The organism is Acinetobacter sp. LF10 (assembly GCF_048585715.1).
Classification (GTDB): Bacteria; Pseudomonadota; Gammaproteobacteria; order Pseudomonadales; family Moraxellaceae; genus Acinetobacter.
This window is the reverse complement of sequence record NZ_CP184160.1, coordinates 2,507,256-2,519,883: the sequence shown is the minus strand read 5'-3', so window position 1 is coordinate 2,519,883 and position 12,628 is coordinate 2,507,256. Positions and strand designations below refer to the sequence as shown.

Here is a 12,628-nt window from a genome sequence, read left to right as displayed (position 1 = left end):
CAATTGGCATTATGACATGAATCATTGAATTTCGTGTAATCTAAAGCAAGCTGAATGAATTAAAACTATGAAAAGTTAGATTTAATATTTTTGAGAGACCATGCAAGAAAAATTTTAAGTCTATTGTGTTTCTTGTTCAATATTTTTTAAACGGTTAATAATATCAACATAATCTGTTTCAGTTTTATGATATGCATTACGTAAACTTTCTACTGTTCTTTTTACATTTTCAATATTCTTGGCATTATTGTCCAAATTGTTTTTGAGTTGAGCGGGGAGCGTTTCTCCCTTACGATGATATTCCATCTCTTGTCGCTTAAATCCAATTTTGTCTTGTTGTAGCTGTTGTAATTGTTCTTGTTGATAATTAAGTTGCTTTTTCAAATTAGCCAAAATTTGATCTCTTTTTGTTGCCGCTATTTTTGTATTTCCATAAGCACGTTTTAATCTCATATCTTGTTCGCGTTGACGTGCCATAGATTCGCGACGAGAAGATTGTTGTACATCTACTGTTGCGTTATAAGCACGGTTGCGTTTGATCACTTGCATATTACGATCAAGTGCTTCATAACCATAACGAATATGTTCAGGCGTAACTGATGTGCTCACATTAGCCACACCATTTTTATCATAATAACGATACCATACAGCTCTAGGCTGCTCTGTAGCTGCAAAACTTGAACTGCAAAAAATCAATAAAAAAAACGCGCAAATGTAATTACGAGCAATCGTTGTAAAGTGGCTAATGCCGAAACCGCACTTTAACGAACCAGTCATTACATTCCCCGGAAAAAGTTAACTAAATCACTTATTTTTAAATAATAATCAGTTGTATATTAGTAGCTATTTAGACAATTAAAAATAGTTAGTATACAAAAAATTTAGGAATTTGACGAAAAGTGTGAGCAATTTGTTATTGTTATCAAAAACTGACAGGTTGGTTCAAAAAACCTCATTGATAATGCAAGTAAAGATATGTTAAAAATATCAACTGATCTGTATAAAACAAATTAAACCAACCATAATTTGTATTGAGTGAATGGGGCAGGACAATTAAATGGAAGATAAATTTCAAAATTTGAAGGTAATGGTGATTGACGATTCAAAAACGATTCGTCGTACAGCTGAAACGCTTTTACAACGAGAAGGTTGTGAGGTGATCACCGCTGTTGATGGTTTTGAAGCATTATCAAAAATTGCAGAAGCAAATCCTGATATCGTGTTCGTCGATATCATGATGCCTCGTTTAGATGGTTATCAAACCTGTGCACTGATTAAAAATTCTTTAAATTATCAAAATATCCCAGTGATTATGTTGTCAAGCAAAGACGGTTTGTTTGATCAGGCTAAAGGGCGTGTTGTGGGTTCTGATGAATATTTAACTAAGCCATTTAGTAAAGATGAGCTGTTAAATGCGATTCGTAATCACGTTAGCGCATAAAATTTAAATTGAGGAAAAAATGGCTCGTATACTTATTGTAGATGATTCACCTACTGAAACATTTCGCTTTAGAGAAATTTTGACTAAGCACGGTTATGAAGTTTTAGAAGCAACCAATGGCGCTGACGGTGTCACAATGGCCCAAGCAGAACTACCAGATCTCGTATTAATGGATGTGGTAATGCCAGGAATGAATGGTTTCCAAGCGACACGCCAAATTAGCAAAGGTAAAGACACGCAGCATATTCCTGTTGTGATCGTAAGTACCAAAGATCAGGCAACAGATCGTGTTTGGGGTAAGCGTCAAGGTGCTTGTGATTATTTGACCAAGCCGATTGATGAGCAACAGCTAATTGATGTGATTAAACAATTATTAAGTTAATTCGTACGAGCCTTTTCATTACTCAATACGGGATAGGGTATGGCAGCAAATGGATTTATCGAATTGCTTCGCTTATCCAAGCGAGGCAACAAACAATATGCTTCAACTCAAAATGAAGTCAGCCGTTGGTCTGGTATCGCATTTGAGATGTTAGGGCAATATTTTGTTGCACCATTAGGGGAAATTTCGGAGGTGATTTATCCTCCAAAATATGCCCCTGTTCCTAATACTCAGGCATGGGTACGTGGTTTGGCAAATATTCGTGGTCGATTGCTTTCAGTTTCTGATTTAACACATTTTATTTCAGGACAACGGAGTCAGTTTTCACCAACACAAAAAGTAATATGCATTAGCCATCAAGACCATTATGTTGGCTTGGTTGTCGACCAAGTTCTTGGGATTCAGCACTTTAATAAAAAGAGTTTCTTTTCACAAAGTGCTGATCTAGATAATAAATTGAAAGATTATTGTCAGGGATACTTCCATCAACATAATCAGCAATGGCATGTGTTTTTACTGAGTCGGTTGTTGCAAAATCCTCAATATATGAATGCATCAATAAAATTTATAAACTAATTTGATACGCTACGGAAAATAAACGCGTATTCAGGGGAGAAGCTGACATGGGCTTTAAACTTAAAAAGAAAAATGGTAGTAGTGGTGATAGTACTGGTCTTAAGAATGGTGGTGCATTTTTAGAGAATGCTCGAACGCAAATTGATCAGTTTTCTCGCTTATTTGGTGAAACTGAAAAGTCGAAACCAATTCTATACCGTGCGATTGGTGCTTTAGCTCTTGCAGTTATCCTCTTAATTTATTTATTCGTGAGTGTTCCTCGTCATAACCAGTTAACTCGTAGTTTGGGTGAGTTACGCTTGTTATCTCAGATGATTTCTCGTCAGGCAACCGAGGCAACGGCATCTGGTACACCTGAAGCAATGAAAAGCTTAGTTGAATCTGAAAAGCGTTTTGCTGAGAACTTAGAGACGGTTGAAAGTGTATATGGTACTGGTTCAGAAGAGTACAAAAAAGCAAATGCACTTTGGACGAGTGTTTCTAAGAACATTGAGTTAATTGCTTCGCAACAAAAAGTCATTAATCAATTATACGATACAAACATTTCGATCAGTGAAACGATTCCTGAAATTCAGGCTGAATATAACTTGATGGTTGATCAGATGGTTCGTGAGAACATGTCAAGTAGTCAGGTAATTATCACAAAAAACCAAGTGTTTATTGCTGAACGTATTTTACGTTCGATTAACTCTGTTTTAGTTGGTACCGATAACTCAAACGTTTCGGCAAACGACTTTGGAGCAGATATTGATACCTTTGGTGTTTATTTAAATGCACAATTAAATGGTAGTACAGAACTTGGTGTAGATCGTATTGCTTCTCCTGATTTACGTGAGTCTGTAGATAGTATTAAATCTGATTATGATGCGGTATTGAAATCAGCGGCAGCAACAGTATTACAAAACGCAAACCAAATTGTTCGTGTACGCCAAGCATCTTCGCAAATCTTTTCTCAATCTGATGCCTTATTAAAGTCATTAAACGATTTATCTAACAAAGCAGAGGGTGGTTGGGGTAACGTTATTGCGGGTGTCGTATTAATTGGTGCGTTAGGTCTATTGATTTTCTCTGCACTACAATTACTTGCTTTACGTAGTAATACAGATAAAGAACGTGTAACTCGTCTACAAGATGAATATGACCGTAACCAAAATGCAATTTTACGTTTACTCGATGAAATTGCCGACTTAGCAGATGGTGATTTACGTTCATATGCAACAGTATCAGAAGATTTTACTGGTGCGATTGCCGACTCGATTAACTTCGCAATTGATCAATTACGTGACCTTGTATCTCGAATCACTGAAACATCTCAAGAAGTTGCTCGTTATACTCAAGATACTCAAGATATTACCAACCAATTAGCAGAAGCTTCTGAACATCAGGCGCAAGAAATTGCGGGTGCATCAGCAGCGATGAACGAAATGGCATTGTCGATTGACCAAGTATCTTCGAATGCATCCGAGTCTGCTGAAGTAGCACAACGTTCTGTACAAATTGCATCGAATGGAGCAGAAGTTGTAAACCGCTCGATCGAAGGTATGGATAACATTCGTGAACAAATTCAAGAAACTTCAAAGCGTATTAAGCGTTTGGGTGAGTCTTCTCAAGAAATTGGTAACATCGTATCCTTAATTAATGATATTGCCGACCAAACCAACATCTTGGCATTAAACGCAGCGATTCAAGCATCCATGGCGGGTGAAGCAGGTCGTGGTTTCGCAGTCGTAGCCGATGAAGTACAACGTCTTGCAGAACGTTCTGCATCAGCAACGAAACAGATTGAAAGCTTAGTAAAAACCATTCAAACAGATACGAACGAAGCCGTTATTTCAATGGAACGAACGACATCAGAAGTTGTTCGTGGTGCGAACTTGGCAAAAGATGCGGGTATTGCACTTGATGAGATTCAAACGGTATCTGGTGATTTGGCTAAATTAATTGCGAGCATTTCTGATGCAGCAAAACTTCAGTCTGCATCAGCAAGTCACATTGCAACAACGATGAATGTTGTACAAGAAATTACGTCACAAACGACGACAGCAACGTTTGATACAGCTCGTTCGGTTTCTGAATTGGCAAATATGGCTGAATCATTACGTGAATCTGTAACTGACTTTAAGCTACCTGAATAAGCAGCAAAGGGGAGGCAGAGCATATCTGTCCTTTCCCTTTTTTGAAGAGATGTAGAATATCTCTACAAGATGATGACTAACATGGAGCTACATCTTGTGTGATAGATACACGTAATTTTTAGCCACAATTAGTGGATAAAAACGAAAGAAGCCGCTATGAAAGAAATATTAAAAACGTTAGTTGAAACGATGACGCTTCCTGAAGATAGTTATCTTGAGCAAGATGCAGAAATTCTTGAAATTTTTATTGAAGAATTAGATGAAATCTTTGTTGAATTAGAGCCATTAATCGGTCAATGGATTGAACAGCCAAATCAACAAGATGTGCTTACAGATATTCGCCGACATTTCCATACCTTAAAAGGTTCTGGAAGGATGGTTGGCGCCAAATCTTCAGGTGAATTGGCGTGGACGGTTGAAGATACTTTAAATCGAGTACTTGCAGGGACAGTGTTGTTGAATTCAGATATTCAACATTATGTAAAAGCGGTTTTTAATATCTACCGCTTTAAACTTGTACATGATTTTAAATTGGTTCAAAAACATCAGATAGATTTAAAACCTTTGGTTTTATTAGGTCAGCAACTACAGCAGCAACTTAGTATAGAACCAGCGCTAGCTGAGTTATTACAATTATCGAATATGCTGAATGATAACGCTGAAACTGGTCTCGAATTGATATCCGTAAATGTGGATACTGTCGTAGAAGAGAAGACTGTTGATGTCGCAGATTCAGAATCTGTATTTATAGGTCATCCACTAGATGATGAAGCGTTAATCAAAGAAACATTATCGATTTTCTTGGAAGAAGCAGAAGATCATTTGACTACGATCGATCAATTTTTACTAAATGATCGTCCGACAAATGATAATTATAATACGCTAATTCGAGCGCTTCATACTCTACGTGGCAGTTCTGCTATGGCGCATGTTGAGCATGTGTTTGAAGCAAGTTCGAAAGTTGAAAATTTATTCAAAACATTATTGCAAGAAGAGCTTGATTCAAGTTCTGATGAAACGGCACTTTTGACACACTATGCACAGTTTGTTCGTGACTATTTGCACACGTTGAAACACCAAGGTTCGCAACAGAAATTTGAAGAAATTTATAATACTTTCAATGTTGCATGGGATAGTTACGATTTCCAATTAGAAGAAAAACAAGGCGAATCTTTACGTCCACAAGGTTTAGTTTCACAATTACTAGAATTGAATATTAATGATCTTCTTGACGTTGAGTTTGATTTTGAGAAGCGTGCACGTACTGAATTTCCTCAATATATTCAACTGTTAAGTCAGCAAACTGAAACTTTATTAGAACATACCCATCATCATGCGACGATTGGTATGTATCAATATACAAGTTTGTTACGTTCTAGTTATCAAGATTTGTTATTTAAGCCAGATTTACTGAATCTTGATTATGCTTTTGAGCTGTATTATCAGGTACATCAACAGTTCATTCAATTGTTTGATACCTTGGCTGCAGGGCAGCGTGTGACTTTGACAAAGGCACATGAACTTATATTAAATGAATTGAGTTTATTTACACAGCAAAATATTGAGTTCTTGGAAGCGCCTGTAACTGAGCAAAAAGCAGGTTTAGTTGAAGCACCGATTGCTGAATTTGAGCCGTCTAGTAACAAAGTTGATGTGAGTGATTTAGCTGCACAATTCGCTTTAGATAAACAAAGCTTGCAATCAAGTGATTCAAATCGTGACTTTGATCCAGACTTGTTAGATATCTTCCTTGAAGAAGCTGATGAGTTATTGGCTGGTATTGATGCTGATCTAAATACATGGACAGCTGATCAACAAAATGTAGGTGCATTGAAAAACTTGATGAGATATTTGCACACCTTAAAAGGTGGTTCAAATATGATTCAAGCAGGTCATATTGGTTTAATTGCACATGAATTGGAAACAATTTATGAGAAATTAATCAATCAGCAGTTACAACCGAACCCACAATTAATCGCAGTCATTCGTGCAGTACAAGATGATATTGCAGATCGAATTCAAACTATTCGTGATAAACAAGTCGATTATCCAGCTACACATGCGTTGAGTGTATTAGCAAACCAAGATTCAGCAAGTGTTGCATCAATGGTTATTCCTGTTGATGACGTTGAAGAATTGGATAGTTTGAATACAGCCACAGTGGAAACCACGGTTGATTCGACTGTTTTTGTAAATACGTTAAGAACTGAAACACATCATGCTGTTGATGTGGGTGATTTAGCTGCACAATTCGCTTTAGATAAACAAAGCTTGCAATCAAGTGATTCAAATCGTGACTTTGATCCAGACTTGTTAGATATCTTCCTTGAAGAAGCTGATGAGTTATTGGCTGGTATTGATGCTGATCTAAATACATGGACAGCTGATCAACAAAATGTAGGTGCATTGAAAAACTTGATGAGATATTTGCACACCTTAAAAGGTGGTTCAAATATGATTCAAGCAGGTCATATTGGTTTAATTGCACATGAATTGGAAACAATTTATGAGAAATTAATCAATCAGCAGTTACAACCGAACCCACAATTAATCGCAGTCATTCGTGCAGTACAAGATGATATTGCAGATCGAATTCAAACTATTCGTGATAAACAAGTCGATTATCCAGCTACACACGTACTTCAGTTGCTTCAGCAAGCAGATCAATCTATTGATTTTACTTCGTCATCACCTGTTACTTTTGAGCCTGTAGCCGAAAATCATGTTGCCGCTGTGATCGAAACGGATGATCTCACGGACTTATCAATTGATGAATTCTCATTGGTCGAAGCTCAAGAAGTTCTAGAAGATACTTCAAATGCTGAAATTGTTCGTGAAGTTGCCCTTGATGATGATGTTCGTTCTCTTGTTGAGCAAACATTCTTAGAAGAAGCGGAAGAATTACTTGAACAAGCCAAAGGTCTATTAAGACAATGGTTTGATCAACGTGGTAATCGTAGTTTGCTCTTACAGTTACAACGTAATGCCCACAGTTTAAAAGGTGGTGCACGTATGGCTGAGTTAGATGCAATTGCGATTGTTGCTTATCATCTCGAGAATGCATTTGAACAGTTTGGTGTACATCATTTCAATTCAAATGTTTACGATAATCTTCTCAATACAGCATTGGCTTGGTTGAGTGATGCGATTTTCAAACGTCAGTATGCAAACTTTGACGGCTTAAAACAAAGTTTAGAGAATATGGAGTTTGTTGATGTTTCAGCACAACTTCCACAAAAGCTCTCAGCTAAAGATATTTTCACTCCAGAATATACAATGGAGTTTGTTCAAGGTGATGGTACTGAACCTCCATCAATGTTAGGTGAATGGGAAACAACCGAACGTATTGAACAAAATAATGAGATGATTCGTGTCTCTGCTGACGTCATTGAGAAAATGATTGACTTGTCAGGTGAGAATGCGATTAACCGTTCGCGTATCGAAATGGACCTTGGTCAATTGGGTGGTACGTTAACGGAGATGGAGCTCGCGATCAAACGTTTGGCAGATCAGTTACGCCGAATGGAAGGTGAGTTAGAAAGTCAAATTATTGCACGTCATGGTGGTGAGAACTCTCGCTACGCAGATTTTGACCCATTAGAGATGGACCAATATTCATCTTTAAATCAGTTGTCAAAATCTCTTGCGGAATCCGCTTCGGACTTGGTTGACTTTAAGACCACGCTTTCTGAGAAGATCCGTGATACTGAAGGCTTGTTATTACAACAATCTCGTATTCAAGCAGAAATTCAAGAAAGTTTGATGCGTACCCGATTGGTACCATTCTCTCGATTATTGCCACGTTTACAACGTATTGTTCGTCAAACAGCATCGACTTTAAACCGACCAACAGAATTAATTGTTAACAATACTGAGGGTGAATTAGACCGTAGTATTTTGGAAAAATTGGTTGCGCCATTTGAACATATGTTGCGTAACGCGATTGACCACGGTATTGAAGACAGAGAGCAACGTTTACAAGCGAAGAAACCAGAAACTGGACATATCGTTTTAGACATTGGTCGTCAGGGTACTGATATTGTTGTGACATTTAGTGACGATGGTAAAGGTATCGATGTGAATCGCATTAAAGATAAAGCGATTCAAACAGGTTTAATGACTAAAGAGCAGAAACTTGAACATGAAGAAATTCTGCAATTTATCTTCCATCCAGGTTTTAGTACGGCTGCACAAGTTACACAAATTTCTGGGCGTGGTGTTGGTCTAGATGTAGTTCAGAGCGATATTAAAGCGCTTGGCGGTCATGTGAGTGTGAACTCTGTTTTAGGTAAAGGAACAACATTTACCATTCGAGTACCGACTACAGTAGCTGTAAGTGATGCCTTGATGGTAAAAGCGGGCGATCAACAGTTTGCCTTCCCACTTGCACAAATTGACCGTATTGTTCGTATTTCACCTGCAGCATTAGAACAATACTTTGAAAGTAAAGACGATTATTTCAAGATCGATCAAGAAAGCTATCGTTTACGTTATTTATCTGAGTTTGTTGCTGGGCAGCCGATTCCTCGTTTGCATGGGGTTGTTCACTCATTGCCTGTATTGTTGGTTAAAGGTGCACAGGGACAAACGACAGCATTACTTGTTGATCAGTTAATTGGTTCTCGTGGACAAATTGTTGTAAAACCTATTGGACAACAGTTCTCAAGCATCGGGGTGATTGCTGGTGCGACGATTATGGGTGATGGTCAGGTATGTTTGATCTTAGATGGTCAAAATATTGCTCGACAAGCACAGTCTACAGCACGTAGTAAACAGGCTGATGAAACTTATACCAAACAGCGTTATGATGAACGTCGCTTGATTATGATCGTCGATGACTCAGTAACTGTACGTAAGGTAACTTCGCGTCTATTAGAGCGTCAAGGTTATGATGTTGTGACTGCGAAAGATGGTGTGGATGCGATTGAGCAGCTTGAAACCATTAAGCCAGATTTGATGTTACTTGATATTGAAATGCCACGCATGGATGGTTTCGAAGTAACAAACCTTGTTCGACATCATGAATTACATCGCGATTTACCAATTATCATGATTACATCACGTACGGGTGAAAAGCATCGTGAACGTGCTTTATCACTTGGTGTAAGTCAATATATGGGTAAACCATTCCAAGAAGAAACACTCTTGGAAAATATTGAAAGTTTACTAACAGTGCGCTCATGAGGTAAAAATTAATGGTAAAAAAAAGCGCAAGCTCAGGTTTGGGGCAAATTGACCAACAAGAGTTACAACATTTAATTACGGTATCAACAGGGTTTATTGACGCTTATATTATTAAATGTCATGAAAAAGTTCCGATGCTGCTACCACAGAATATCGTGTTATCAGCTATGGATACACAAACCAATATTGATCATGTTGAATGGCATGATCTCAAGCTTCCTATTTATGCTGTAAATGATCCAGCAAATAAAAATGGGGTAGCGTTGGTAGTTGAAGGTGATGACGTTTCAGAACGATTTGCTTTGGTTTGTAATGAAATGCCTGAATCTATTCGTTTACGTATTTCTGAAATTGTAGATGAAGAAAAAGACATTGATGACAATAACGTATTTAAATATGTCAAGATTGGGGAAAAACAGTTTTATGTCCCTCATCTACAAAATATTCAAACCCAACTAGGGTTATAAATAAAAAAGGAACTCAAAAGAGTTCCTTTTTTATTGCCTCAACTTGTATGTTAAGCAAGTAATTCAACTAAAATTTGCTCATAAATCTCAGCAAGTGGCTCTAAATCATCGACATTTACATGCTCATTGATTTGATGGATTGTTGCATTTAATACGCCTAATTCTAGAACTTGAGCGCCCGTAGGTGCAATAAAGCGACCATCTGACGTTCCACCACTTGTTGATAGAACAGTTTCAACACCAGTCACATTTTTGATCGCTGTTTTTGCAGCATTCACTAATTCACCAACAGGGGTGAGGAATGGTAAACCTGATAGTGTCCACTGAATATCATAAGTTAAATTATATTTATCCAAAGTCTCAAGTACGCGTTGTTTGAGAATTTCAGCTGTCACTTCAGTTGAGTAGCGAAAGTTAAAAGTAACTTTTAGTGTGCCTGGGATTACGTTGGTTGCACCTGTTCCAGCTTGTATATTTGAAATTTGGAAAGAGGTCGCAGGGAAATATTCATTACCATTATCCCAAACAGTATCGCACAGTTCAGTTAAAGCCTTCGATGCTGAATGAATAGGATTTTCTGCTAAATGAGGGTAGGCCACATGTCCTTGTTTGCCATGAACAGTCAAAATAGCATTCAAAGAGCCACGACGACCATTTTTGACGATATCGCCTAATTGATGTGTGCTCGATGGTTCGCCTACCAAGCACCAGTTCATTTTTTCGTTACGTGCTTCTAAAGTTTCAATGACCTTCACTGTTCCGTTGATTGAAGGACCTTCTTCATCAGATGTAATCAAAAATGCAATAGAACCTTTATGGTTCGGATGCTTCGCAACAAAACGTTCAGATGCAACCACCATTGCAGCCAGTGCTGTTTTCATATCTGCTGAACCACGACCATATAATTTACCATCACGGATACTTGGTAAAAATGGATCTGAATTCCAAGCATCTAAATGGCCTGTAGGAACGACATCTGTATGACCTGCAAAACAAAAAACAGGTGCTGTAGTGCCTCTGCGTGCCCATAAGTTATCAACATCTTCAAAACGCATGTTTTCGATATTAAAGCCAATTTTTGCTAAACGCTCGGCCATAATATTTTGACAATCATGGTCAACAGGGGTAACAGAAGGTTGGCGTAGGAGCTGTAAACTAAGTTCAAGAGTATCGGAATGGTTCATGCGAGATGTGGTTAAATCTGGTGAAATCTGAACCGATATAATAGGGGAATATGATAGAGAAAGGTATGCAAAAATAAACCTTATCTATGTTTAGATAAGGTTTTGCGAAGGGTATTCACTAAAATTACATTTTATCCTGAGTTTTTTCAGCAGTTTGAGTAACTTTGTCACCTGCTTTAGATACATCCTGCCCAAAACCCTTAAATGTATTACAACCAGTTAAAACAAAAGTAGCCATGATTGAAGCAACTAAGATTTTTTTCATCATCTTCTCCGTTTAAATGTAATTATGATGTTCTTAGAGGCTAAGAAAAAATGCAGAAAATAAACATAATGGTTTGATAGTAGAAGTGTTATAAAATGTTACTTTATAAAAAATAATCTGATGAAGAAGACCTAATGAATAATAAAGAGGGTTGGCGAAACATATAAAAAGAGGGACTAGGTGTATCATGATAATAAAGACCATTTGTCCACCATGTTGCATTTTTTGAGGATGCTTGCTGATTAGGACATAACCATTCATGACGTTGTAATCGATAGTAATCTGTTGTGGGAATATTAGTTCCCCATAATCCCAGACGTCGGGACGAGTTGACCCAGTTAGGGAGTGCAAACTGATTCAAATCAGTTGGTAAATATAATTGCCCTTTCATAACTGCAAATTTTCGTTGAATCTGATGATGATTTGCATCCGTAAATTGAAATTGACGTTGAGTGAAGTGCTTCAATTTTCTTTGTAATGTGTCTTCTCGATTTAACCCATACCATTGCGCTAAGTCTAAGTTACTTTCGCCTAGGTAATACTTTAGCGCAACTTCCCAGTGTTCAGTTTCTTGCGTGTCTTGATTTAAAATGACGAAATCTAGTTCACCTAGCGTAACCGATCCTGCAATTTTTTGAATGCTATGACCTAAAAGTTGATAGGGATGATACTCATCATCTAATAACCAAAACCAAAGTAAGTTCTCGAATCGTAGCCCAAGGCGAGTACTCTTGAGTCTTGCAAGAAAATCAATGAGGGATTGCGGATGTTGATCAAGTTGTTTTAAGCGTTTTTCGTAACGTTCATAATGACTTTGCCAGATTTGATCAGAATGGAGCTCAAAAGTATATTTTATCTCTAAATCTGGCGGGATTCGAGCTAGAATATTTGGACTCGCGATGCAAAAAGCCAAATGACGTACTATAGGATTCTTAAACTGCAACCAAGGTTCAAAAAAAATGGTCGTACTCATTAGGCTAGACATGCTGTTACT

General features: G+C 37.6%; 10 protein-coding genes. 6 read left to right on the top strand and 4 right to left on the bottom strand.

Translation table 11 applies throughout. The features are described 5' to 3' along the window. Positions 1-120: 120 nt before the first annotated feature. Complete coding sequence (locus ACN19N_RS12095; protein ID WP_269228583.1) at positions 121-777, bottom strand: hypothetical protein; 657 nt, start codon at positions 775-777, stop codon at positions 121-123. A gap of 280 nt (positions 778-1,057) precedes the next feature. Here ACN19N_RS12095 and pilG point away from each other — a divergent pair, with 280 nt between their 5' ends. From pilG to ACN19N_RS12065, 6 genes are all read left to right on the top strand, one after another. Next, positions 1,058-1,441, top strand: a complete 384-nt coding sequence (pilG, locus tag ACN19N_RS12090) for a twitching motility response regulator PilG (protein ID WP_004652356.1) — start codon at positions 1,058-1,060, stop codon at positions 1,439-1,441. Between the two features lie 19 nt (positions 1,442-1,460). After that, on the top strand, positions 1,461-1,823 hold the full coding sequence (locus ACN19N_RS12085; protein ID WP_004664659.1) for a response regulator: 363 nt from the start codon (positions 1,461-1,463) through the stop codon (positions 1,821-1,823). A 39-nt stretch (positions 1,824-1,862) separates the two neighbouring features. Beyond that, positions 1,863-2,399: a chemotaxis protein CheW gene (locus tag ACN19N_RS12080; RefSeq protein WP_269228582.1), complete on the top strand. Its 537-nt coding sequence runs from the start codon at positions 1,863-1,865 to the stop codon at positions 2,397-2,399. 47 nt (positions 2,400-2,446) lie between these two features. After that, positions 2,447-4,534 (top strand): methyl-accepting chemotaxis protein, encoded by a 2,088-nt coding sequence (locus ACN19N_RS12075; RefSeq protein ID WP_420001409.1) that lies wholly within the window; start codon positions 2,447-2,449, stop codon positions 4,532-4,534. Between the two features lie 156 nt (positions 4,535-4,690). Continuing rightward, the gene (locus ACN19N_RS12070; RefSeq protein WP_420001408.1) at positions 4,691-9,718 is read left to right on the top strand and encodes an Hpt domain-containing protein; all 5,028 of its coding nucleotides are present in this window, start codon (positions 4,691-4,693) and stop codon (positions 9,716-9,718) included. A gap of 11 nt (positions 9,719-9,729) precedes the next feature. Next, positions 9,730-10,185, top strand: a complete 456-nt coding sequence (locus ACN19N_RS12065) for a hypothetical protein (protein WP_269228579.1) — start codon at positions 9,730-9,732, stop codon at positions 10,183-10,185. A 50-nt stretch (positions 10,186-10,235) separates the two neighbouring features. On the opposite strand, the gene dapE is transcribed toward ACN19N_RS12065, so the two are convergent. The 3 genes from dapE to ACN19N_RS12050 all read right to left on the bottom strand — a co-directional run bounded on the left by dapE (position 10,236) and on the right by ACN19N_RS12050 (position 12,619). Further along, positions 10,236-11,369, bottom strand: coding sequence for a succinyl-diaminopimelate desuccinylase (dapE, locus tag ACN19N_RS12060; RefSeq protein ID WP_087548326.1), 1,134 nt, complete (start codon positions 11,367-11,369; stop codon positions 10,236-10,238). A gap of 124 nt (positions 11,370-11,493) precedes the next feature. Further along, positions 11,494-11,637: an entericidin A/B family lipoprotein gene (locus tag ACN19N_RS12055; RefSeq protein ID WP_269228578.1), complete on the bottom strand. Its 144-nt coding sequence runs from the start codon at positions 11,635-11,637 to the stop codon at positions 11,494-11,496. A gap of 100 nt (positions 11,638-11,737) precedes the next feature. Next, positions 11,738-12,619, bottom strand: a complete 882-nt coding sequence (locus ACN19N_RS12050; protein WP_269238400.1) for a DUF1853 family protein — start codon at positions 12,617-12,619, stop codon at positions 11,738-11,740. Positions 12,620-12,628 lie beyond the last annotated feature (9 nt).

Excerpts from the sequence above, each read along its gene's own strand:
- ACN19N_RS12095 (WP_269228583.1), bottom strand. The coding sequence starts at position 777 with ATGACTGGTTCGTTAAAGTGCGGTTTCGGCATTAGCCACTTTACAACG.
- pilG (WP_004652356.1), top strand. The coding sequence starts at position 1,058 with ATGGAAGATAAATTTCAAAATTTGAAGGTAATGGTGATTGACGATTCA.
- ACN19N_RS12085 (WP_004664659.1), top strand. The coding sequence starts at position 1,461 with ATGGCTCGTATACTTATTGTAGATGATTCACCTACTGAAACATTTCGC.
- ACN19N_RS12080 (WP_269228582.1), top strand. The coding sequence starts at position 1,863 with ATGGCAGCAAATGGATTTATCGAATTGCTTCGCTTATCCAAGCGAGGC.
- ACN19N_RS12075 (WP_420001409.1), top strand. The coding sequence starts at position 2,447 with ATGGGCTTTAAACTTAAAAAGAAAAATGGTAGTAGTGGTGATAGTACT.
- ACN19N_RS12070 (WP_420001408.1), top strand. The coding sequence starts at position 4,691 with ATGAAAGAAATATTAAAAACGTTAGTTGAAACGATGACGCTTCCTGAA.
- ACN19N_RS12065 (WP_269228579.1), top strand. The coding sequence starts at position 9,730 with ATGGTAAAAAAAAGCGCAAGCTCAGGTTTGGGGCAAATTGACCAACAA.
- dapE (WP_087548326.1), bottom strand. The coding sequence starts at position 11,369 with ATGAACCATTCCGATACTCTTGAACTTAGTTTACAGCTCCTACGCCAA.
- ACN19N_RS12055 (WP_269228578.1), bottom strand. The coding sequence starts at position 11,637 with ATGATGAAAAAAATCTTAGTTGCTTCAATCATGGCTACTTTTGTTTTA.
- ACN19N_RS12050 (WP_269238400.1), bottom strand. The coding sequence starts at position 12,619 with ATGTCTAGCCTAATGAGTACGACCATTTTTTTTGAACCTTGGTTGCAG.